Raw genomic sequence first — 23214 nt, 5'->3', positions numbered from 1 at the left:
TGCGCTATTAACACCATTATCAATAAAAACAATGGCATAGAAAGAAGCCTTCCCTAAAACCAAGAAAAAGGCCACTTGAATGCAAGTTGTGAGCAGGTAACAACAACGTTTTATAAATTAGGAAAGCCCAATGAAATCTACGATTATTATTGTGAGTCACGTCGTCAATGACGCAGTCACTCACGGCTTCGTACCGACAGCAAAAGCGATGGGGCTTAACGTCATACTGATCACAGATCACAAGCTCAGCCACCTAAAATTGAGTAACGATGACGAGCGTTTTAGCCCAGACGCAATTCTTGAATGTGATGTGTTTAATCCACTCGAACTTATCGAAACCATCACAGAACAAAACCTGAAACCTAGCGCTATTTTTAGTAACAGTGATCACTTGCAAACCTCTACCGCTATCTGTGCGCAATTCTTCGGCTTACCAACAAAAGATTGGACGGTAACGTTGCAAGCAAAGAACAAGCACCTCACTCGCCAAGTTCTGAGCGATAAATATTTACCCAATGTGCAAAGTGAATTGCTCTACCAAGACATAGACTCTACGTTGAACTTTACGTTTCCTGTCGTCGCTAAACCCAAAGAGGGCGTGGCAAGCATAGACGTCCAGCGTTGTAACTCTAAAACTGAGCTGGAGAATTATTGCGAACGCTTTTGGCAGAAACACCCGACGAACCCAATCTTGGTTGAAGATTTTTTGCAGGGCCCACTGATCACCCTAGAAACCATGGGAGACGGAGAAAACTTAGCTGCACTTGGTGGGTTTGATGTGGAACTCTCTGAGCCTCCATTCTTTATTGAAACTGCTGCGACTTGGAATGGCGACAACAGCACTCAATTCAAAGATGAATGTGTCAGACAGTTGAAGGCATTTGGCGTAGGCTTCGGTGTTTGCCACAGTGAATTCATTATCACAGAGTCAGGCCCTGTATTAGTTGAAATTAACTATCGCAGTATTGGAGATGGTCGTGAGTTCCTACTCGACAATCTAAGTGGAGGAAAGTGGTTCAGCACCATCTTAAGCCTACACCTCGGCAGCAAGCTAGACCCTTCATTCCAAATAAGTGGCAGTGCAAATGTCCACTATGTTGTGGCAAATCAAAGTGGCGTCATCGAGGGGACATCTACATCTTTCATTCATCAAGATGGCGATATTGTCACGCAGCAGCAGGTACTCAAACACCCGGGTGACGCCTTCCTACAAAGCTTTTCCAACAAAGATTACCTAGCGCGAATTTCTATAGCATCACCCTCAGGGCAAAGTTTAGATGCTGCTCTTCAACGCACTATTTCTCGATTCAATCTAACGTCAAACAGTGAGGTGAACGCATGAGCAGCAACGCTTCATACCTAACTCAGCGACTAGTGGACACTTGCCTTCGTGAAGACCTATTCGGCTTAGTGTCTAAAAGTCAGTTCACAGCCAGAACGCCAGCTACCCTTACTAGTTCGAATTACCCGGATGAGCAAGCATGGGCTCTCTTTTCCCATTCTGATTTCACGCTTTACCTACCTGTCACGCCAAGTTACTACATGCAGCGCTGGGTTTACGGTTCTCCTAATGGGGTGGATGGTAGTGGTTGGCTAATCGAGAAAAAGGGCCAGTTTGAACTTCAGCATAACTATCATGATTGGATTCAATTATTAAAAGCGTGTGCACATGAAAGCTCCCACCCATTGCTAGATGGTTACTTACAAGAACTGGAATGTGCAGAGGAACACAAAGCACTATGTGAGAACGCTTTCCAGCAACATTCTAATTCATTAATGCAGCCAATTTCTAAGCTGACGCATTGGAACCAAAAATTACTGCGTGCTGATCAAATCGCGTCGTACCTTGATCACCCTTATTATCCAACCGCTCGCGCAAAATTTGGGTTAAGTGATACAGACCTCAAGCAATATGCACCAGAGTTTGCACAAAGCTTTACTCTGCGTTGGCTAGCGATTGATAAGTCACTCATCACTTTGACAAGTTCACAGCCACAATGCTGGCCAACCATGGAGCAAGTAGGTCTACCGGGCGACTTTGCTGTGAGTCATCATTTATTCCCAGCACACCCTTTAACACTACAAGGCCTTGAGTCTCTTCCAGAAGGCATTATTGAAGCCCCTACTCCATACCTTGAGGTTACGCCTACACTATCGGTGCGTACCGTTGTTGTGAATTCTGCACCAAATATTCACATCAAAGTACCTCTTATCATGCGTTCTCTAGGTACCAAAAACATTCGCTTAATCAAGCCTTCGACTCTTTATGATGGACACTGGTTCGAGCGCCTATTAACGCACTTGGAACAAAATGATAGCGACTTACAAGGCACGCTATTTCATTGCAATGAGAAACACGGTGGACACGTAGGAGATGACAAGAGCTTCGCTTACATCGTGCGTGAATATCCATTGAACCATTCGCAAGATAAAGCACTCGTTCCCGTTGCCGCGTTGGCTAGCCCAATGCCCGATGGCCGCTTGTTCTTAGAGCACCTCGCCGAACAGTATTATCACAATGACACGTTAGCTTGGTTTAAGGATTACGTTGATCTGCTTTCAAAAGTGCATCTGAGATTGTGGCTTCGCTACGGCATTGCATTGGAGTCCAACCAACAGAACGCCATTATAGCGTTCGGTGCTCAGGGAAAAATGACCTTAGCGATGAAGGACAATGATGCAGCGCGGATTTGGCCTGAGCGATTTAAAAACTTCGAACACCTCTCACCGGTTAAGTGCGATCAATTGCTGGATCAACGCATTAAAGTAAACGAGGAGCTGGCTCTTGGTCAGATGTTCACGACCATCACGTTACAGCTCGATATTGCGGCGATTGTTGAAGCAATGGCCGCACAAGCTATTGCGCCATCGGCTGACCTTTACAAAATAGTGGCAACTAGCCTTTCACTACAGCTAGAGCAACTTCGCAATCAAGGTCATGACGTTTCACTTGCCAACGAGTTGCTATTTGAATCACCGAATCTATACGCCAAGTATTTATTAAGCTCAGGCAGTTTGCTCTCGAAAGAAGCCTCCGGTGCTAGCGATATAAACAAATTTTATGGGTTATCGGCTCCGAACTTCTTACTACTTACCAGTGAAGAAGCACAACACGCTTACTTAGAATCCATCAAACAGAGCGTGAACTAATCCACCATGACCAAACTCATTTATTGTGTGCTGTTCTGCCACTTCATAGCGGCATTCGCAGCCTTAGGCATGCCTCTGTTTTTACCTATGGTATTACCGACACTTGGCGCACATATCGATTCAGATTGGGCAGGCATTTTATTTATTTTGCCAACTTTTTGTACTGCGTTAGCTGCACGATTTTGGGGGCAGTTTGCAGATAAATTTGGCAGACGTCGCTCTCTGTTACGAGCACAACTAGGGCTTGCTGCAGGGTTTGCTCTGTGTGGTTTGGCAGACAGTCTGACAATGTTTGTGTTTGGTCTTATTGTTCAAGGAACCTTTGGCGGCACCATGGCCGCCTCTAATAGCTACCTATCAAGTCAAATTAAAGACGCAAAGACCCTCGGTACCTCACTGAATAAGACCCAGCTTTCTGCTCGTTTGGCATTGATTGTCGCGCCCATCGGCCTAGGTTGGACATTGTCAGACACGAGTCCGCTCAATGCGTATCTGTGGTTGTCTGCCTTGCCTTTGTTAGCATTGGCAATCACCCTAACGCTCCCTGCTGATAACTTAGAGAAATTGGATGTAGAGAAAGAAGCAAAAGACCAAGCAACAAGTCAAAGAGAACAAGCAACACACAAGCCGTTACGCCATCTCTACTGGGTGTTCGGTGTACAGTTCTGCTTTGCTTTTTCGATGGTCGTCACCTTCCCCTATTTCTCACCTTTTGTGCAGCAATACGGTGTGACAAACCAAGCGTGGATAGGCTTTTTATACGCTCTTCCACACGGTGTTTACTTACTCTTTGCCGGAAAAGTTCATCTGTTTTCAGAAAGGCTCAACCGCCGTCACCCGCAAAATACCTTGTACCTTGGTTTTGGCTTGCTCTCAGTCAGCACAGCGATGCACCTGATACCGGATCAAACAACGCTAATCATCGCTCGAGTTGTTTTTGGACTTGGGTTGGTCTGTTGCTACCAAGGGCTGCATCAAGCCTTAGCCAACCAAATCGACCGACAACAAAGTGGCAAGATATTTTCGCGATTTGATGCCATGTCTAAATGGGGTGGCGTTGCAGCAGGGTTAAGCGCGTCTTTTATATCAAGCTTAGGGTGGCTTGAGGTTCCTTTCTTACTTTCTACTTTGATTAGCTTTAGTACGGCTATCGCAATGATCATTCTTTCAAAATTTGGACATCGACATGTTAAACACTCATTCATCTCCAACTGAGAACCGAGCTGAAAACAAGACGCAAATAAATCACAGTCAGGTTCGGCTCAATCAAGAAAAAGCCCAATTAAATACCATCATGGGCGTAGTGAATTGCTACCTGCGTGAATACGCGATACCGAATAAGCAAGTTGATTGGTGCTTCAACTCAGCATCACTACCGCAGACATTAAAAAGAAACTTTACGGCCAAGCAACGTGTGGCAATACATCTCCCACAGCAAAATCGGGCTCAAGAAAGTGGCGTGCTAGTCCTGCCTGTTGAGTACGTCAGTAAGCTAGGAAAAGTAAAACTTTTAGATACACCTTGGTCGAAAATGGCTGGTACTGGCTGGTCTAAATTAGACGCAACTCAAACCCTAACACTGTTACTCAATTACCTTAAACAAGTATTAATGATTCCTTTCAACCATGAGTTGATAGAACAAATGCAGAACAGCTTGCTGGTCACCGAGCAATTCCTAAACGCCGACAGTACACTCCAGCAGCATAATGCCTTTATCGCGTCAGAACAGTCACTCCTCTGGGGACATACTTTTCATCCAACACCAAAAAGTCGTTCTGGTGTAAGTATGGATGACTTACTGGCTTGCTCTCCGGAAGTTGGCGCGAAGGTGCCTCTGTATTGGTTTGAGGTGGAGGCAGCTTTACTGGATATATTGCGCTCAGATACGCGTACATCACCTGAAGCGATGCTCGAACAATTGGCCCCAAAAGAAAGTGATTCAGAATCAAAATTACTTTATCCGTGCCACCCATGGGAAAGCTACACACTTCTACAAAATCCAGCAGTTCAACGTGCGATTGAACAAGGAAAAATTACACCATTAGGCCTAGGTGGAGACAAACTGTTACCCACTTCATCCGTGCGTACTCTCTATCACCCAGACATGGAATGGTTTGCTAAGTTTTCCATCAATGTACGTTTGACTAACTGTGTTCGAAAAAACGCATGGTATGAACTCGACAGTGCTGTTCAGTTAACTTCTATTCTACGTTCGATAAAAGAGAGCGAGCAGCTGCGTAACCCTATATTCAAGGTGATGAGTGAGCCATACGCAACAACACTGAATCTAGAATCTATCGCAGGGCAAGAGACTGACGACATCATAAAAGCGCGTGAATCATTTGGCATTTTGTATCGCGAGAACTTCAAACTTAGTGAAACCGACGTTCTACAACCGACGTTGGCAGGTTCGCTGTTTGCTTATGATCGTGAAGGAAACAGCTGCATAGCGACCCAGCTAAAACAAAAAGCGAAAGCGACACAAAGCCAGTATGAGAGTGTCGCTACCTTGTGGTTTGAGCGCTACTTGCATTGCTTGATTCCAGGCGTGTTTAACTATTACTTCAAACATGGGGTCGCATTTGAACCTCACTTACAAAACACGCTGATTGGTTTCGAAAAAGGCATGCCTTGTTGCGTGTGGATTCGAGATCTCGAAGGTACAAAATTGTTACCTGAATTTTGGCCTTCAGAGACATTACAACAGCTTCCAGAGCGGGCCCAACAATCGGTTTACTACAGCCGAGAACAAGGCTGGAATCGCATTGGTTACTGCACCTTTATTAACAACATCAGTGAAGCCGTATTCTTTATTGCTGAGGGAGACGCCAAACTTGAAGAGACATTGTGGGAGTTATTACAAGAAGCCATCGTTCGTTGGCAGTCAATCAATGGCAAGCAGCCAGAGTTAGTGGCGTTACTTGATGGCGGCTTCTTCCCAAGTAAGAACAACTTCACCACTCGCTTGATGCAAAATGCCGACAAAGAGTCGGGGTACACGCTAATCGCGACACCATGGGCGATTCAAAACACAGGAGAGTGTCATGACTAAGCCAACTCAGCTTCCCCCGTACATCGAGCAAGAAGTAAAACAGCTCGCGAAGCAGCAAAGTCAGCCATTGTGTGCTTACATGTATGACCTAAATGCGCTGGAACAGCACATCAAGCAGATGCGCCATGTATTACCCAAAAACGTGGAACTGTTTTATGCCGCAAAGGCTAACCCTTCTGCGCCAATCTTGAGGACTTTAGCGCCTTACGTTGATGGGTTTGAAGCGGCATCTGGCGGCGAACTTAGCCACCTTCAGCAGCAACAGCTTAATAAACCACTGATCTTTGGTGGTCCAGGGAAGATGCCAAGCGAATTAGAACAAGCGATACAACTTGATGTCGATGCCATTCATGTCGAAAGTATTACAGAACTACAGCGTATCGGAGCTTTGACACAAAAGTTGAATCGACCTGCTTCCATCTTTCTGCGCATGAATATCGATATTGGGGACATCACGCTCAGCAAGCTAGCCATGGGCGGAAAACCGACTCCATTTGGTTTCGATGAAACTGAATTGGATAACGCCATCATGTATCTACGTGATTTCCCGTTAATAGAGTTGAAAGGCTTCCACTTTCACCTGATGTCTCATCAACTCGATGTTGGTCGTCACCTAGCACTCGTTCAACGTTACTTCCAGGTGGTTAAACAGTGGAGAGAACTATACTCTCTTGAAGAACTCATTATTAACCTCGGTGGCGGTATGGGGATCAATTACCAAGATCCTAGCCAACACTTCCCATGGATAGAATTTTGCGACAAATTAGAATTCTTGATCGCTGAAGAACATATGCAAGATTGGAAACTGCGCTTTGAGTGTGGACGCTATATCTCAGCTCCTTGCGGCTACTATGTGATGGAAGTGTTAGACATCAAACAGAATCTTGGCGAAAATTTTGTTATTGCTCGTGGCGGCACGCATCATTTCCGTACACCAGCAGCACAAAGCCATGATCACCCTTTTGCGGTCATCCACAATCAGCAGCACTCGACCATTTCGAATCCAATCCACCACACTACTGCCAATTTAGTTGGTCAGTTATGCACACCAAAAGACGTACTCGCTCGAAACCAAAACATTGAGTACATCGACATCGGTGATTATCTTGTTTTCACCTTGGCAGGTGCTTATGCGTGGAACATTTCTCACCAGAACTTTTTGATGCATGAGCCACCTATATTTCACTACTTTTAAGCTTCGAGGAAACCAAGATAAAGCTTTGGAACTTAATCTCATCCAAAAACGAGCTGTCATCTAGGTAATACCTCGTAAACAAAAAGGCGCTAGTAAACCATCGCTCACTAGCGCCTTTCATCAAGCATCACTATGACTGAGCTTGTGAAGCTCTATTGTCCCCATTCGTTCTGACTTTGTAATTGTGTAACCAGCAACAAAGTAAACCAATACAAAGCCCCCAGAACGCACTTCCGATACCCAATAAATTCGTACCAGAAGCTGTAAATAAGAACGTAAACAACGCTGGCTCTCTGTAGTGGTTGTCTGCCATGGAAACCGCTAAACAGTTCATCAATGTAGGCATCACCGCTAACCCCGCGACAGCGATGACTACCGCTGAAGGAACCGCGCTAAACAAGGACACAAATGACATGCCCATCACGCCAGCTAACAAGTAGAACACGCCCATCGAGATTCCCGCCATATAACGCGTTTTGGGATCGTCATCGGCATTGGGGCCCATACAGATCGCTCCGGTGATTGCCGCAAGGTTATACGCAAAGCCTCCGAGCGACGCTAATAGTAACCCTGTCACACCCGTGGTAGTGATGATCTTCGATGAATCCACTTGGTACCCGTTTGCTTTTAGCACCGCAAACCCCGGTAAGTTCTGCGAAGCCATCGTCACGATGAACAGCGGAATACCAACGCTGATAAGAGAAAAGAATTCGAAATCAGGCATGATGAATACCGGTGTCGTTAAACCTAACGTGACTTGACTGACATCGAGCTTTCCAAAACCAACGCACATCACCAAAGCAATGACGAAAATACTTGGGATCAACAAGTTTCCTAACCTCGATTTAGCCAAAATAAATACAGCAAGCATCACCACCACTATCTGAACTTCTTCCATTAACGATGTAAACAAGCCCAAACCGAACTGCAATAAAATCCCCGCAAGCATAGCCGATGCAATCGACGTGGGTATTTGTTTAAGTACTTTCTCAAATATCCCAGCCATACCGACTAGCGTGATCAACAACGAACTAAACAGGAATACAGCAACTGCCTGATTCATCGTCAGACCTTCAAGCGAAGTAATCAACAGTGCAGCTCCCGGTGTCGACCAAGCCGTCACAACCGGTTTCTTGTAGTAGAAAGAGAGCAATATCGTGGTTGCCCCCATACCAATTCCCAACGCCCAGAACCATGACGCAACCTGCTCTTGAGTTGCTCCGGCACTCATCGCAGCCTGGTAAATAATCGCTGCAGCACTTGCATACCCAATAAATACAGCAATAAAGCCCGTACTAACGTGGGAAAATTTTAGCTTAGTCATGTTATTTTGTTCCTATGTGCGTTATAACGTCCATAAGCTAAACCTAGCACTTGTGCGCTATAGCGTACAAGCTATTTATAGAAAAATTCTTGTAGAAAAAGTATGCAAACAGAAATTAAAGTCGGCACTAACTTAAAACGCCTACGCCAAGAAAAGGGCTGGAGCCTAGATAAAGCAGCAAAAGCGACAGGCGTAAGTAAAGCGATGTTAGGTCAAATTGAACGTGGGGAGTCCAGCCCAACCGTCGCTAAGCTCTGGCAGATCGCATCTGGGTTTGAAGTGTCATTTTCCAGTTTCATCACAGAAAGTTCGAACAATGAGCTGACGAGTTTATTCAGAGATGCAAACGAGTTAAGGCGTGAGGAATATAACGTTGGTTTCTTCGTCAGCTTATTATTTCCTTTTGAGGAAGCATTAGGGTTTGAGATCTTCGAGCTAACCCTCGCACCTGGCTATCAACATGAATCCGACCCGCATAACACTGGCGTTACCGAGCACATATTATGTATCTCAGGAGAGATGGCCGTGCTTTTTGATGGTGAATGGCAAACATTACAAGCAGGGCAAGCCGTTCGCTTTAATGCTAACCAAAAGCACGGATATAAGAACCTCGGTGAAGACAATGCGATGTTCCATAACGTAATTCACTACCCTGTAAAATAATGGTTAGCCTACACATCCGACCATTTATCTCGTATTAATAACAGTGTTAGGATATGCATCTATAAGAATTAGGGAGCCCATAATCAAATGACTCTAGAATCAACACATGCCCTAGTTGTGGAAGGTGGCGCAATGCGTGGCATCTTTGCTGCTGGCGTGTTAGACGGCTTTATCGACCACCAATACAACCCGTTCGATTTCTGCATCGGCGTCTCTACGGGCTGAACCAACTTAGCCTCTTGGTTGTCTAACCAACGCGGCCGAACCTATACGATTATCTCTGACTACTCATGCCAACCTGAATTTATTAACTTCAAAAAGTTTGCCAAAGGTGGACACTTACATGACCTCGACTGGCTTTGGGATCATATCGCACATCACTATCCATACGATATGGAAGCCTTTGATAAACAACCGCTTCCCTTTCAAGTCGTGACCACGGATGTTGAAACCGGTGAACCGCTTTACACGCAGGGTGAAAAAGATAACCTAGAAGAACTCCTCAAAGCTTCCTGCTCTGTCCCTATGGCCTACCGCACGCCTCTGAGAGTAAATGGTCGAAAGATGATAGACGGTGGTGTGGTCGATTCCATTCCCGTGATTGAGGCTTATAAACAAGGGGCGAAACAGATCACGGTGATCCTCTCGCAAAAGCAGGGTTACAAAAAGCGCCCACCGAAAGCACCTTGGCTCTTACGTCGCCTAATGAAAGAGACACCTCAACTGGCTGAGGCCATGATCACGCGTGCAGAACAATACAATCAAACCTTAGAGTTTATTGAGAACCCACCTCACGATTGCACCATTAAGGTCATCGTGCCGGACGATAGTTTTGCTGTCGGAAGATTAACCACAGATAAAGACAAACTGAAGCCGGTTACCAAATGGGGCTGAGAGCAGCAGAGCGATTCGTTACACAAACATAAAGCAGCCACTCAATGCCAAGCAGCCTATTTTAATCTCCGTTCTCTAGCTATAAAACAAAAAAGCGAGCCACTTGGGCTCGCTTTTCAGTATTTAGTATTAGGCTAAATTACAGAAGCTCTACCGATTGCTGAGCAATCACAAACTCTTCATTGGTTGGCAACCTATTAGTATTGCACCTACTCACACGGAGTTGGACAGAAGCATGACAGTGATTTTTCTAAATTAGCATTTAACGGATTACTTCTATTACAACAAAGCCTACAATCTAGTGTACAAACTCACCCATCCACGACACTGGGCTGCTCATCTAAAGGCCCAGACATAGTTTGCAAAGGGCGCCCTAACCTTTGGATAGCCAATAAGTTAGAGTCACTCTAGATTCGCTATGGAAGAGTCAAAACACGGCGAGTAACCTTCTCTATCAAAATCATAAAAAAAGGTAAATGAAACTGAAGAAGCATCAGTGCCATTTACCCACTTTAAATACGTTGGCTTTTCAGAATTGATATTGCATTCCTAAAGTCACCAAGTATTCATCATGGTCATAGAAATCAATATTAGCGTCAGTGATGTCCCACCCACCTCTCGCAATGAAAAGTGTATTCTTCCAATCAAATGGCATCGCATATATGTATGTCGCTGACACACCTAACTTCGTATCTTCTCGAGTTCGCTTCCAGAGAGGGTTTGTGTCATCAAATTTTTGAAGTCCAACGCTGCCCGCTAGCATTGTAATGTGTCGCCCTTTTCTTAGTTGAAATTCAGCTTCGGTACTAATACGCTGACTCTTTAATGCCGAGCCAGAGGCATCAACATCTAGGTAATTGATCAACCACTCGACTCCCCATGATTCACTTAAGTCAGTCATGTAATTTAGTTCAACATAGCTAAGATTCGAATTTCTATCGAGCGCTGCTAGGCTGTCTTCTTGGTCTAAAGAATACTTCCCTCGAGCTAATTCAAGGGACCAATCTGAACCCAAAACTCGGTCATAATTCAAAACAAGACCTTGTACAGCAGCACTTGTCGTCGTTCTATCTGATTGCAATTGATATGGGTTTTTCCAGACTTCTTTCTCCAACAACCCCGGCACCACACCAATCGCTATATTTGAGCCGTCAGTCAAATAATGACGATATCCAGCTTGCGTGTAAAAGTCGCTCGCCATTCCAACAATATCGGTTTTAAAATACACTTCATTTGAATCATCAAAACGATAGTTAAGATCCCAAAACGGAATAACAACCGCTTCATTCTGCCGTTCTTGAGAACCCGAATAGTCAGTAATTTTAGCTTGGGACTCGGTATCCATCACCGAGTTGGTACCATCTACCCCCGTAAAAAGACTGACACTACCATGAAAGCCAGCTGTATTTTGTTCATATGCATACACTGTAGAACTAGCCAACACGCATCCAGCCGCCAACAGCTTAAGGTAACCTTTTAGTGAGAAAGACTTGGTCGCCTTGTTTTTCTGTTTATACTTCAACGAAGGCGTAAATAAAACTGGGTGAATTAACAAGTTTGAGTGAATCATCGTACTATCCTTATGTGCTTTGATAGTCAGACTCTACTTAGACTTGTGTCACAACAAAGTCACAACTCACCGGTTAACTTATTTAAAAATAAACCACAGCTTTAGCTTTGTGAGATGTCACCGACAAATGATAGCGCCAGTTGGCACTCTTACAGACCGCTGAAATAATTTCATCTCCATGACCAAAGCCTTGCCCATCGTGTTCCCTAACATCATTTCCAATCACAAGTCGCCGCCCTTTTAAATGGATGGATACATAGCAATCGGTATAACTCATCGCATTACGGATAAGGTTCGCGACAATGACCTTTGCAAAGTAACTTTCTACTTCAACATCCGAGCGCAAAACTTGTTCTAGTTGGATACTTCGACCAGAGAGCAAAAAGTGATGCTGCTCGATCGTTTCGTTAATGACTGCCTGTAGTGACTTTTTAGGCTGGATCCCCTTTTCTTCCCTGCCAAGTAACAAAAAGGTATTGATCAAGTTATCCATCTCTTTGTTTGCGACTTGAATACGACTAATTATTTGCCGTTTTTTATCATTAACTTCTGCGATTTGTAGAAGATCGGTCGCGCCGAGAATCACATTGACCGGCGTTCGTAATTCATGGCTGGCAAAGCGAGTAAACTGTTGCTCTCGCTTCAAAAAGAATTGAATCCTAGAATAGGCTTGGTGATAAGTCCGATACAGTGCCCCTATTTCATCTTTGCGCGACGAAATGGCACTATCATTAATGTTATCAGATGGATGTTGAATTTGATGGACCAAAAGGTCAATTGGACCGCTAAAATAACCTGACAGTAAGTGAGCAACAACCAGTCCTAAAGCAAACACAACGACCATCATGTACCCAACATAAGCCATCACTCCTTCGCCATAATCGACCATTTGAGGATCCAGTTCAGGGTAATAGACAAAGTGAAGCCACTGTTGTTGAAACGGTGACATAAAAGTCACCGTATGAGCATCGCTAAGCTCAAATTCTTCTATCCCTAAGTTTGTTATGCCTTCAAGAAAACTCGGTTTGTTATCATCTTCAAATTGGTAGACGGCAAGGGAATTATCTTCCGGGCTAGTCCACTCGCCGGCCATTAAGGATGTTTGTATCCATTGTTGTTGTAGTAACTTTACGCGTTGGTTAATAAAACTGTCGGCGGCTATTTCAGTAGCCGCCCACGCAATCACTCCTATCGCAATGACCACCAGCAACATCAATGCCGACATTACGGTAAAAACTTGATGCCTAAGGCGACCAAAGTACCATTGTCTCAATGAGCGTTTCACATTAAACAGCATTAAGTCGATACCCTCTACCACGCTCTGTAACGAGTATCCCTTCTGGCAATGCCTTTCTCAGGCGGTATATTTGAGTGCGTAATGCGCTCGTTTCTTCGGGCTCATCGCCTTTCCAGATTTGGTACGCAATGTCTTGATTATCGACGAGTTTGGGGGCTTTTTTTATGAGTAAGCAAACGATACGTTTTTGAGTTGGGTCTAGAGCAAGTATTTCATCATTAGCCGTGACAGTATCGGTACCGACATCGTAAACCAAAGCGCCGTATCGAAACTCTGGACTTAAGCGGCGTTGATTTCTCGCCTCGAGTGCTTCGACTCTAGCGTGCAACTCTTGTAACTCAAACGGCTTCACCAAGTAGTCATCAGCGCCGGCTTTGAAGCCTGCTAATTTATCCTCAAGTGTATCTCTCGCAGTCAAAAAGATAATGGGTATATCAGCGTGACGACCCGCACGAATAGCACTACAAGCCGTTAAGCCGTTCATTACTGGCATCATAATATCCAATATTATCAGATCAAATCGCGACTCATCTAACAATTGAATAGCGGCCTGCCCATTATACGCAAAGTCAATATAGTGACCAAAGAGCTCTAAATAATCACCTAAATTAGCTGCGGTTGCGTGGTTGTCTTCCGCGACAAGTATTCTCATGTAATTTCCTTTTCAATGACTACTGTATTAGCTCGAAGATTGGTGACGTAATTGTGACATTGGCAAGCGTAATGTGATCACATCAACCAAACGGAGAGTTAAAATGAAAGTATCACCAAAACTAATCAGTTTCACAGCACTATTCGCTTTGTCGTCAATCAATTATGCTCATTCGACGGAAATCGCGCCCTCTGACGTTGCCCTTACACTCGCACAAGCACTCAACCCATCAGGTCAAACCCATACGTATTTAGTCACTGAATCTACGAGAAAAAGTGTAAAAGCGATCAATCTAAGTGAACATTTTGACTATTACCCGAGCGAAGCACTAAGCTTTATCGACCGATACGGCTATAGCACTTTGTCTGACGTACATTACGACCTCCCAGTTACATCCCTAGACTACAAACAACTACTCGCAGCAGGCGGGCAAGGATCTGAGCATATCGCAGCAGGCACTAACTACTTAGAGCACGGAGAAGAAGCAGATATTGACGAAGTCTTCCTATTTCCTAAGTTTTCCAAGCCAACACCAAACCACACTAAGATCCGCTACCAAAAGAATGTACTTCTGGATTACGAGGTAGAGCTGTGTATGAGGTGGGTTAAACCTATAGTTAGCCCTAAACAAAGCGATGGTTATGCGGGGCTATTTGTATGTGGTGACTTTACTGACAGAGCGGAGCTGTTGCGGAAGATTGATGTCGACAACGTTACATCAGGTCATGGATTTAGTGATGCGAAAAGTGGACAATCACGCTTCCCAACCGGACCTTACATTGTGGTTCCCAAAGATTGGAACTCCTTCTTAAAGAGCGTGTCGCTAACCACCTATGTCAATGGTGAGCAGCGCCAACAAACCGCTGCCTCTGAAATGATTCGTGAGCCCAAATCTCTGATTGAAATGATTCTAGAAAAGGGTGAGCAGCCTATCTGGCGATATCAAGGTCAAGACGTCACGTTATTCGGTCAACAAGGGATTAACCCAAACCAAAATCTCGTGACAGGTACCCCAGCGGGTGTAGTTTACAACACTCCAGGATGGGATTACAGAATATCCAAATCCATCAAGTGGTTCGCAACCTTTTCATTCTTAGATTCAGGTCCTGTAGACTATATTCTGGAGCAATACATCGAGGAAAGCTTTGATAACAAAAGTTACTTGCAAGCTGGCGATAAGGTGCAGCTAACCGGCACCTATTTGGGAAGCATAGACATCGATATTATCAACTAGACACCCAAACTAACGACACTTTAATCTTAGTTTGCTCATTGTTTTCTGAACTCCATAAGTACACGTGCCTGATTAATTGGGCGCGTGTATCAATAAAACTTCTGGTGAACAAATTAACACGAATACAGACAGTATTAGCACATCTGAGGACGTGGTAGTTCTAGAGCTGCCAGCGATTTAGATCGCTCTGCGCCTAATTACTTTGACAGTTGTGGCATCAGAAAATTTTTGTTGGGTATAAACCCATAAACAAGATAGAAATAAGCAAAAGGTGTAACACATTTCTAGGCAGAAGTAAGTCACGATTGGCTAGCTGTCTAGAAGAGTCTGAAAGTGATTCCCAGACAACAGAGTATCTAACGATGGCTGCTTTCGGTTTAGGTATTTAGCTATAAGCCTATCCAACATTTAAAACAAAAAATCGAGCGACATGGGCTCGCTTTTCATTATCTGATTTTCTTAGAATCTATTACAGAAGCTCTACCGACTGTTGAGCAATCACGAACTCTTCGTTGGTTGGGATAACCATTGCTACTGCATCTAGCATCTCAGACTTAGCGATGATGCCGTCTGCGCCAAAGCGAGCAGATTCGTTACCAGCAACATCTTCAACAAAACCTAGGATCTTAAGGTTTTTAAGGATCTCACGACGGATTGGTAGAGAGTTCTCACCGATACCACCTGTGAAGATGATGCCGTCTAGAGAATCTAGTGTTGCAAGGTAAGAAGCAACGTATTTAGCTACACGGTATGTGAATACTTCGAAAGCCAGCTTAGCGCCTTCATGACCCTCTTCCATAGCTTCTAAAATGCCACGAGCATCGCTCGTAAGACCAGACACACCTAGGAAGCCAGACTCCTTGTTAAGAGAGTTGAAGACTTGCTCTTGTGACCAACCTTTCTTAAGAAGGTATTCAATGATGCCTGGGTCTAAGTCACCACAACGTGTACCCATCATAAGGCCAGAAAGTGGTGTGAAGCCCATTGATGTATCAACACTGTTACCGTCTTTGATAGCACATACTGATGCGCCGTTACCTAGGTGAACAGAGATGAAGCTAGATTCTTCAACAGGCTTGTTTAGCATCTTCGCAGCTTCACGGCTTACGAAGTAGTGGCTAGTACCGTGGAAGCCGTAACGACGTACACCGAAGTCTGTGTATAGTTCTTTAGCGATTGCACCAGTAAATGCGCGTTGTGGCATTGTTTGGTGGAAAGCCGTATCAAATACAGCGAACTGAGGCAGAGAAGGGAAAGCTTCAATCGCAGCGCGGATGCCGATAGCACCTGCTGGGTTATGAAGTGGAGCAAGATCAGATAGGCTTTCAATCTCGTTCGTTACTTCTTCAGTAATGCGAACCGTTTGAGTGAACTTCTCACCGCCGTGAACGATACGGTGACCGATAGCCACGATATCTGCCGTGAAACCAAGGTCTTCCATCAGGCCTACCAATTTGCCAATAGCAATCTTGTGGTGGCTACCTTCACCCTGAATAGCAATTTCAGTTTTCTCGCCTTGGTATTTCCAGCTCATACGAGCATCTTCAAGACCAAAACACTCCCCTAAGCCACTCAACACTGCTTCACCAGAAACAGAATCAATGACAGCAAATTTTAGGGATGAACTACCCGAGTTAATAACCAGAACAAACGAATTAGACATTGGATATGGATCCTGTTTCAGTACGAATTAGATGAAGTGTTTACTTCAATTTTAGTTAAGCCCATTATTCAATAATTTTTGAATCTTTCAACTTTTGTTTTGAAAAAATCACCAAATCAACACAATTAAGTTGATCTTAGTCATTAATTTATTTATTTCGAGAGCAAAATTAAAAAATAGTTGAATATGAAAATGAACAAACTTACAAAGCAAACGAATGCTTGAACTATTTTTAACTTGATTTGAGTGATCCGGTAAGACGGTCAACATCATGAAACAAAGCAACAATACTCACCCTATCCCACACTCTCCATGCTCTAGAAGTTGAGCCCTGCGTAAACAGACTACACAGCAATTTAAGAGGCTTTTATTACTACTACCTCGACTGGTAGCACGTAATTTAAGTATAGCCTTACAATGCTATACAGCTACGTTAACGGAGCAAGATAGAGTGATTGCTCCCTTCATCCGGGAGTTTGAACAATCATTTCTAACTGGGTTGCAGAAGTAATATTAATCTTGGCGTGAAGTAAGGTGCATTAGTTATGCGCAGTGCGGTCGGAAGAATGAACAAGCAGGCACAAAAAAGCCGAGCATAATGCTCGGCTTTTAAATTCAGTGTCTAGACTAGAGCGTCTAAGCTAAAGGTTGATTAACCTTCGTTGCGCTCTGGACGACGACCACGGTTACCGCCGTTGCCATGGCCACGTTCGCCACGGTAGTTGCCACGGTGATCGCCACCACGGTTACGGTCGAAACGACGCTCGCCATCACGGCCGCCTTCACGGTTGCCATCGCGGTTACCGTCACGGTTGCCACGGTATCCACCGCGACCGCCTTCACGATTACCATCGCGGTTGCCATCACGGTTTCCGCGGTAACCACCACGACCACCATCACGACCGCCACGGCCACCGTTACCACGACGTGGTTCACGGAAATCGTTGAAGTCTACAACAACAGCACCAGCTTCTTTTTGACGGATGCGTAGCTTGCTTAGTTTACCAGCAGTTTCAGAGTTCATTGCTTTTGGCAGTTGAACGTAAGTTGAACCTTGGTCAAGTTTGATAGCACCGATAGAACCTTTAGTTAGGCCAAGTTCGTTTGCAAGTGCGCCAACGATATCTTTAACCTGAACACCTTGCTCACGGCCAACTTGTAGTTGGTAAGTATCCCAGTCTTGAGTATTGAAGTCACGGCCACCGTTATCACGGTTTTCACGACGCTCTTTACGACGGTTCTTGTCACGCTCGATAGCAGCGATCATTGGGTCTTCACCAATGTAGAACAGTGGGCTCTTACCTTGCTGACGCTTAAGAAGCATTGCAGCTAGAGTAGCAGCATCAACGTCTAGAGACTCTTGCAGGGTAGTAATAAGACCTGCGAAGTTTTCTAGAGCTTTGCTTTCTTTCTCTGTTTCAAGCTCAGCACCTAGCTTAGCAACACGTGCTGCAGCAACTTGGTCACGTAGAGGAAGTTGGATTTCTTCCATTGTAGACTTAGTTACGCGCTCGATAGTGCGAAGCATACGAATTTGGTTTGTGCGAACTAGAAGGATCGCTTTACCTTTACGTCCAGCACGGCCAGTACGACCAATACGGTGGATGTAAGATTCAACATCGAATGGGATGTCGTAGTTGAATACGTGAGTGATACGTGGAACATCAAGACCACGAGCTACAACGTCAGTTGCAACTAGGATATCGATAACACCTTGTTTGATGTGATCAACAGTACGCTCACGTAGAGACTGAGGAATATCACCGTGCAGTGCAGCAGCTTTAAAGCCACGTGCAGATAGCCAATCAGCTAGACGCTCAGTGTCTTGACGAGTACGTACGAATACGATTGACGCGTCAGTTTCTTCAGTTTCTAGAAGACGAGACATTGCTTCGTCTTTTTCTACGCCTTTAACAACCCAGAAGTTCTGCGCTACTTTATCAACTGTGTGGTTAGTACCAGCAACGTCAACTTTAGCCGGGTTACGTAGGTAACGGTCAACAATAGTCTTAACCATTGGAGGCATAGTTGCAGAGAAAAGTACACGCTGTGCAGATTCTGGAGCTTGCTCAAGGATCCAAGTAACGTCATCTACGAAGCCCATTTTTAGCATTTCATCTGCTTCATCAAGAACAAATGTGTGTGCTTCATCTAGGTGTAGACGGTCACGAGTTAGTAAGTCTTTAACACGACCTGGAGTACCAACAACAATGTGAGCACCACGGCTTAGAGCGCGCATTTGGTCAACGATTGAAGCACCACCGTAGATTTCAATAACTTTAAGACCTTTGATGTCACGGCCTAGGTTTTTGATTTCCGCAGCAACTTGGATCGCTAGCTCACGAGTAGGAGCCATGATGATTGCTTGTGGTTTGTGTTGGTTTAGGTTGATTTTGTTTAGTAAAGGCAGAGAAAATGCTGCTGTTTTACCAGTACCAGTCTGTGCTTTACCTAGTGCGTCACGGCCTTCAAGAAGAAGAGGAATAGCTGCTGCTTGGATTGGAGTTGGAGAAACGAAACCCATGCTATCAAGAGCTGAAAGGATGTTTTCGTTTAGGGCTAATTCATTAAATTGAATTACAGATTCGGACATTGGGATCCCACTATATATAAGTAAACAAAAGGTCCCGGGAGCTCTACCATTTCCAATACTGATCCAATCAGATACTGATTCCATTCAGAGTTACGAAGCAGTAATAAAACACTTCAAGCCATTAGGGACGTCTAAGGGAGGCGGATTATTCCTTAAATGCATAAAAAAAGCCAGAAAAAATTGAATTACATCACATATTTTTCGGTTTTCTTTCAATACTGGCTATCATATCGTCAAAACTTGATGAATATCTCGTCATAGCCGTTTACATCAATTGAATTGAACCTAGTAAATAAGCCGGCAATTAATTTGCTCTCCTTTCGGCTTTAAGTAGTAATCAGGCTTCGCAATGATTATAGTGTGCTCAATTGTTCTCGTAAGATAAAAGTAAGATGTTTCAAGATAACCCTCTACTCGCTCAGCTTAAGCAACAAATCCAAGAAACCCTCCCGAAAAAGGAAGGCACAATCAAAGCCACTGAAAAAGGTTTTGGTTTTCTAGAAGTAGATAGCAAGACTAGCTACTTCATCCCACCACCGTATATGAAGAAATGCATTCATGGTGACAAAGTAGTCGCTATCATCCGTACTGAAAAAGAACGTGAAGTAGCTGAGCCAGAAGAGCTAGTGGAACAAGGTCTTACTCGATTCATCGCACGAGTAAAGCTGTTCAAAGGTCGACTTAACGTTGTTCCTGATCACCCACAGCTGAAAAAGCTGCAACTTAAAGCTAAAGCGCAGAAAGGTTTAAACCCTGAGACGCTAAAAGAAGGCGACTGGGTTGTTGCACACATCATTCAGCATCCGCTAAAAGGCGATAACGGCTTCTTGGCTCAAATCTCAGAAAAGATCACTGACGCTGACGACAAGATCGCACCTTGGTGGGTAACTCTTGCACAAAATGACCTTCCAAACAGCGAGCCAGAAGGTATCGACAACTGGCAGATCAACGATGATGCTGATCTTGAACGTGTAGACATGACCCATGTTCCTTTTGTGACTATCGATGGCGAAAGCACAAAAGATATGGACGATGCGCTATACGCGAAAAAGAAAGAGAACGGCGATTTTGAACTAACTATCGCGATTGCTGATCCAACAGCGTACATCTCTCCAGATGATGCTATGGACAAAGTAGCTCGCGAACGTGGCTTCACTATTTACCTACCTGGTCGTAACATCCCAATGTTACCTCGTGACCTTGCAGACAACCTATGTTCGCTTATCGAGAATGAAGTTCGCCCTGCTCTATGCTGCACAGTAACCGTATCTAAAGATGGCGTTATTGGCGATGACATCCACTTCTTCGCGGCGAACATTAAATCTCACGCTCGTCTAGCGTACGACAACGTTTCAGACTGGCTAGAAACCGGTGCATCAGAGAAGTGGCAACCATCTGAAGAAATCGCAGCGATTGTTTCTGACCTACACGAATTTGCACAAGCACGTTCAGCATGGCGCTCAGCAAACGCAGTGGTATTCCCAGATCGCCCTGATTACCGTTTTGAACTTAGCGAAGATAACGATGTTGTTGCGATTCACGCAGACATGCGTCGTAGCGCAAACAAGCTAGTTGAAGAATCAATGATCAGCGCAAACATCTGTGCGGGTCGAGTACTGAAAGAGAGCTTCAACCAAGGTGTGTTTAACTGCCACTCTGGTTTCAAAGCCGAGAAAGTTGCAGACGTTCTTGAACTAGTTAATCCACAAGCAGAAACACCGTTCACAGAAGAGCAAATTATTTCTCTTGAAGGCTTTGCTGCACTGCGCCGCTGGTTAGGCTCTTTAGATAATAACTACTACGATAACCGTATCCGCAAGTTCCAAGCGTACAGTGAAATCAGCAACGAACCTGCACCACACTACGCAATGGGTCTAGACATTTACGCGACTTGGACTTCTCCAATTCGTAAGTACGGTGACATGATTAACCATCGTATGCTTAAGGCACATATCCTTGGTAAAGCGCCAATTCAAACACCAGACGAGACTATTGGTGATGAACTTGCACTACACCGCCGCCATCACGGTATGGCTGAGCGTAATGTAGGTGATTGGTTGTATGCTCGCACGTTAGCTAACGCGCCAGTTGAAGAAACACGCTTCCAAGCAGAAATCTTTGACATCAACCGTGCTGGTATGCGTGTTCGCTTGCTAGAGAATGGTGCCGCTGCATTTATCCCTGGTTCTCTCATTCTTGATAATAAAGAAAGAATCGAGTGCAACAGTGATATGGGTACTGTATCTATCGATAAAGAAATGGTATACAAACTGGGAGACGTTTTAGAAGTAGTTCTCTCTGAAGTTAATCAGGAAAACCGTAACTTAGTAGCAAAACCTACTCAAGTATTTGCGGACTTGCCTAGCGAGCCTGAAACAACAAACGAAACCGAAGCTTAATAGCTGTAAAGGATAGGCCTTTCAAGGTCAAAGCTTTCAAGGTCACAAGCTTCAAAGGTTCACTTCTAAAGGCGCTAATTATTAGCGCCTTTTTTGTAAATGTCTAATGCTTAAACAATACTAAAACTAATAAGCAACTCGTTTACAATGTCAAAGAAGCACATTATGTCATCAATAACAGTTACTCAATTCAGAAACTTCATCCCCAGGAAACGAGAACGGTACCCCGCCTCTAAAAATGGTATTTTCATCGTTTCAAAAGGCAGTATCTCTTTCGTGCTCCCCGATGGCACCGAAGCCTCATTGCAGGCAGGCGATTTCACACTTTATAACTCAGGCCAAATCAAAGACATCACAGTAGATACAGAAAACGGCGAATTCAGCGCAACCTGCTTAGATTTTGATTTAGATATTTTCCAGAAGTTCATCAACCAATTCAGCGACCTAGAATCCACTCGAGTCCCCAACCAGTACATCAAATTCAACCAAACTGATACAGAGATCTGCGAGCTGAAAGATCTCATAATGTCTTTAGCTCATTCTTCAGCTAAAAATGACTACGCACTCACTCAATTAGGGTTAGGTTTGCTTTCACTGATGGTCGAACAATACCCTGCTCTGCTGGTTATCATCGCACGAGCTTCAAGGTTAACGGTGACGCAAAAAGTCATTCACTACATTGAACAGAATATTGAAAATAATATCTCTTTAGACACACTAGCCAGCTACATCGGAATGTCGCCAGCCACACTGAAACGCCGTTTATCGGCTGAAGATCTTTCATTTTCAAACTTATTAAAGATTAAACGTATTGCCCATGCCGCAACGCAACTTAGAACGTCGACTAAATCCATTACTCAAATCGCGTATGAGTCTGGCTTTAAGAGCGCTGCGCACTTCAGCACAGCCTTTAAAACGTATCATGGGAAGACACCGAAAGATTTCCGTTCTCTCATCGCACAATCTCAATTACAAAGCATGAAACCACAAGTGTAAGACGCGGCCTGACACCTAGAGCAAACTATTTGCTTGATTGAGAATGAACAGAAGGCGTAGCTCTAGTGCCACGCCACCAGCGAGTTAAAACAGACCTTTATGACCAAAAATACGATTTAGGGTCTTTTTCTATTTCAGACAACACAGCATCAAGGTCTTTGGATTGAGGAAGGTACGGATAAGGCCCCCAAGCGATGATATCGGTTGTTTCATCACTCTCTAATGGCACAGTAACCAACCAGCAAGCAGAATGCTCATCAAACGTCACGCAGGCAATGTCGTTTGTGTAATCACTATGAGATGAGTCGAGCAGATAATGAGCCTGTGAGAACATCACGCCGCCTTTACACTCTTCATATAACGATTTACCGAGTTCGACAGGTAAACTGCTATTACGGGAAGTGCAGAGCTTTTCAGCCCCAACGAGAAGGCGATTAAGTTCGATATGAATGACGGACATAACACTCCTTGTAACTTCATAGGCATTCTCTAAGTAGGAATCCCTTTAATTAGCTTAGAACTCAACCAACAT

Annotated in this window: 16 protein-coding genes and 1 pseudogene; 10 read left to right on the top strand and 7 right to left on the bottom strand. The window is 44.4% G+C overall.

All coding sequences use genetic code 11. From position 1 onward, the window contains the following. Window positions 1–130 precede the first annotated feature (130 nt). From JC606_RS14670 to JC606_RS14650, 5 genes are read left to right on the top strand one after another with little or no spacing between them, the layout of a single operon-like run. Complete coding sequence (locus JC606_RS14670; protein ID WP_198778858.1) at window positions 131–1342, top strand: ATP-grasp domain-containing protein; 1212 nt, start codon at window positions 131–133, stop codon at window positions 1340–1342. Beyond that, the gene (locus JC606_RS14665) at window positions 1339–3150 is read left to right on the top strand and encodes an IucA/IucC family siderophore biosynthesis protein (RefSeq protein WP_198778857.1); all 1812 of its coding nucleotides are present in this window, start codon (window positions 1339–1341) and stop codon (window positions 3148–3150) included. The genes JC606_RS14670 and JC606_RS14665 overlap by 4 nt, the downstream gene beginning before the upstream one ends. A 6-nt stretch (window positions 3151–3156) precedes the next feature. Then, window positions 3157–4365, top strand: a complete 1209-nt coding sequence (locus tag JC606_RS14660) for an MFS transporter (RefSeq protein ID WP_102425675.1) — start codon at window positions 3157–3159, stop codon at window positions 4363–4365. Beyond that, entirely contained in the window at window positions 4337–6202 is a 1866-nt protein-coding gene (locus JC606_RS14655) for an IucA/IucC family protein (RefSeq protein ID WP_198778856.1), read from the top strand. Before JC606_RS14660 ends, JC606_RS14655 begins: the two co-directional genes overlap by 29 nt. Next, window positions 6195–7397 carry a type III PLP-dependent enzyme gene (locus JC606_RS14650; protein WP_198778855.1) on the top strand — a complete coding sequence of 401 codons (1203 nt, stop codon included), beginning with the start codon at window positions 6195–6197 and terminating at the stop codon, window positions 7395–7397. The genes JC606_RS14655 and JC606_RS14650 overlap by 8 nt, the downstream gene beginning before the upstream one ends. A 130-nt stretch (window positions 7398–7527) precedes the next feature. Here JC606_RS14650 and JC606_RS14645 read toward each other — a convergent pair whose 3' ends face one another. Then, window positions 7528–8721 carry a benzoate/H(+) symporter BenE family transporter gene (locus JC606_RS14645; protein WP_137406747.1) on the bottom strand — a complete coding sequence of 398 codons (1194 nt, stop codon included), beginning with the start codon at window positions 8719–8721 and terminating at the stop codon, window positions 7528–7530. A 102-nt stretch (window positions 8722–8823) separates the two neighbouring features. Between JC606_RS14645 and JC606_RS14640 the strand changes: the two genes are divergently transcribed. After that, window positions 8824–9384, top strand: coding sequence for a helix-turn-helix domain-containing protein (locus tag JC606_RS14640; RefSeq protein WP_061032266.1), 561 nt, complete (start codon window positions 8824–8826; stop codon window positions 9382–9384). Window positions 9385–9471: 87 nt separating this feature from the next. After that, window positions 9472–10310: pseudogene (locus JC606_RS14635) on the top strand (patatin-like phospholipase family protein). Between the two features lie 497 nt (window positions 10311–10807). Here the strand turns inward: JC606_RS14635 and JC606_RS14630 are convergent. The 3 genes from JC606_RS14630 to JC606_RS14620 form a co-directional block, all read right to left on the bottom strand. Further along, on the bottom strand, window positions 10808–11848 hold the full coding sequence (locus tag JC606_RS14630) for a DUF2860 family protein (protein WP_198778854.1): 1041 nt from the start codon (window positions 11846–11848) through the stop codon (window positions 10808–10810). Between the two features lie 82 nt (window positions 11849–11930). Next, the gene (locus tag JC606_RS14625; protein ID WP_198778853.1) at window positions 11931–13145 is read right to left on the bottom strand and encodes a sensor histidine kinase; all 1215 of its coding nucleotides are present in this window, start codon (window positions 13143–13145) and stop codon (window positions 11931–11933) included. Next, complete coding sequence (locus JC606_RS14620; protein ID WP_198778852.1) at window positions 13135–13797, bottom strand: response regulator transcription factor; 663 nt, start codon at window positions 13795–13797, stop codon at window positions 13135–13137. The genes JC606_RS14625 and JC606_RS14620 overlap by 11 nt, the downstream gene beginning before the upstream one ends. Window positions 13798–13900: 103 nt before the next feature. On the opposite strand from JC606_RS14620, the gene JC606_RS14615 reads away from it, so the two are divergent. Beyond that, the gene (locus tag JC606_RS14615; RefSeq protein WP_198778851.1) at window positions 13901–15031 is read left to right on the top strand and encodes a fumarylacetoacetate hydrolase family protein; all 1131 of its coding nucleotides are present in this window, start codon (window positions 13901–13903) and stop codon (window positions 15029–15031) included. Window positions 15032–15500: 469 nt separating this feature from the next. Here JC606_RS14615 and JC606_RS14610 read toward each other — a convergent pair whose 3' ends face one another. Both JC606_RS14610 and JC606_RS14605 read right to left on the bottom strand, forming a co-directional pair. After that, on the bottom strand, window positions 15501–16694 hold the full coding sequence (locus JC606_RS14610; protein WP_008219810.1) for an acetate/propionate family kinase: 1194 nt from the start codon (window positions 16692–16694) through the stop codon (window positions 15501–15503). Window positions 16695–17346: 652 nt separating this feature from the next. After that, window positions 17347–19371 (bottom strand): DEAD/DEAH box helicase, encoded by a 2025-nt coding sequence (locus tag JC606_RS14605; protein WP_083803034.1) that lies wholly within the window; start codon window positions 19369–19371, stop codon window positions 17347–17349. 308 nt (window positions 19372–19679) lie between these two features. Here JC606_RS14605 and rnb point away from each other — a divergent pair, with 308 nt between their 5' ends. Beyond that, window positions 19680–21686, top strand: coding sequence for an exoribonuclease II (gene rnb, locus JC606_RS14600; protein WP_198778850.1), 2007 nt, complete (start codon window positions 19680–19682; stop codon window positions 21684–21686). A gap of 165 nt (window positions 21687–21851) precedes the next feature. Beyond that, on the top strand, window positions 21852–22682 hold the full coding sequence (locus JC606_RS14595) for a helix-turn-helix domain-containing protein (RefSeq protein WP_137406741.1): 831 nt from the start codon (window positions 21852–21854) through the stop codon (window positions 22680–22682). Between the two features lie 97 nt (window positions 22683–22779). Here the strand turns inward: JC606_RS14595 and JC606_RS14590 are convergent, their stop codons facing one another. Next, entirely contained in the window at window positions 22780–23142 is a 363-nt protein-coding gene (locus JC606_RS14590) for a DUF3024 domain-containing protein (protein WP_061032260.1), read from the bottom strand. Window positions 23143–23214 lie beyond the last annotated feature (72 nt).

It is taken from the genome of Vibrio sp. IB15 (assembly GCF_016406055.1).
In the GTDB taxonomy this organism is placed as follows: Bacteria; Pseudomonadota; Gammaproteobacteria; order Enterobacterales; family Vibrionaceae; genus Vibrio; species Vibrio chagasii.
Note: the sequence above shows the minus strand (reverse complement) of the source record. Positions and strands in the feature narration are given on the sequence as shown.

What these genes read in the sequence shown, in the direction of transcription:
- JC606_RS14670 (WP_198778858.1), top strand. Translation starts at nt 131, where the DNA reads ATGAAATCTACGATTATTATTGTGAGTCACGTCGTCAATGACGCAGTC.
- JC606_RS14665 (WP_198778857.1), top strand. Translation starts at nt 1,339, where the DNA reads ATGAGCAGCAACGCTTCATACCTAACTCAGCGACTAGTGGACACTTGC.
- JC606_RS14660 (WP_102425675.1), top strand. Translation starts at nt 3,157, where the DNA reads ATGACCAAACTCATTTATTGTGTGCTGTTCTGCCACTTCATAGCGGCA.
- JC606_RS14655 (WP_198778856.1), top strand. Translation starts at nt 4,337, where the DNA reads ATGTTAAACACTCATTCATCTCCAACTGAGAACCGAGCTGAAAACAAG.
- JC606_RS14650 (WP_198778855.1), top strand. Translation starts at nt 6,195, where the DNA reads ATGACTAAGCCAACTCAGCTTCCCCCGTACATCGAGCAAGAAGTAAAA.
- JC606_RS14645 (WP_137406747.1), bottom strand. Translation starts at nt 8,721, where the DNA reads ATGACTAAGCTAAAATTTTCCCACGTTAGTACGGGCTTTATTGCTGTA.
- JC606_RS14640 (WP_061032266.1), top strand. Translation starts at nt 8,824, where the DNA reads ATGCAAACAGAAATTAAAGTCGGCACTAACTTAAAACGCCTACGCCAA.
- JC606_RS14630 (WP_198778854.1), bottom strand. Translation starts at nt 11,848, where the DNA reads ATGATTCACTCAAACTTGTTAATTCACCCAGTTTTATTTACGCCTTCG.
- JC606_RS14625 (WP_198778853.1), bottom strand. Translation starts at nt 13,145, where the DNA reads ATGCTGTTTAATGTGAAACGCTCATTGAGACAATGGTACTTTGGTCGC.
- JC606_RS14620 (WP_198778852.1), bottom strand. Translation starts at nt 13,797, where the DNA reads ATGAGAATACTTGTCGCGGAAGACAACCACGCAACCGCAGCTAATTTA.
- JC606_RS14615 (WP_198778851.1), top strand. Translation starts at nt 13,901, where the DNA reads ATGAAAGTATCACCAAAACTAATCAGTTTCACAGCACTATTCGCTTTG.
- JC606_RS14610 (WP_008219810.1), bottom strand. Translation starts at nt 16,694, where the DNA reads ATGTCTAATTCGTTTGTTCTGGTTATTAACTCGGGTAGTTCATCCCTA.
- JC606_RS14605 (WP_083803034.1), bottom strand. Translation starts at nt 19,371, where the DNA reads ATGGAATCAGTATCTGATTGGATCAGTATTGGAAATGGTAGAGCTCCC.
- rnb (WP_198778850.1), top strand. Translation starts at nt 19,680, where the DNA reads ATGTTTCAAGATAACCCTCTACTCGCTCAGCTTAAGCAACAAATCCAA.
- JC606_RS14595 (WP_137406741.1), top strand. Translation starts at nt 21,852, where the DNA reads ATGTCATCAATAACAGTTACTCAATTCAGAAACTTCATCCCCAGGAAA.
- JC606_RS14590 (WP_061032260.1), bottom strand. Translation starts at nt 23,142, where the DNA reads ATGTCCGTCATTCATATCGAACTTAATCGCCTTCTCGTTGGGGCTGAA.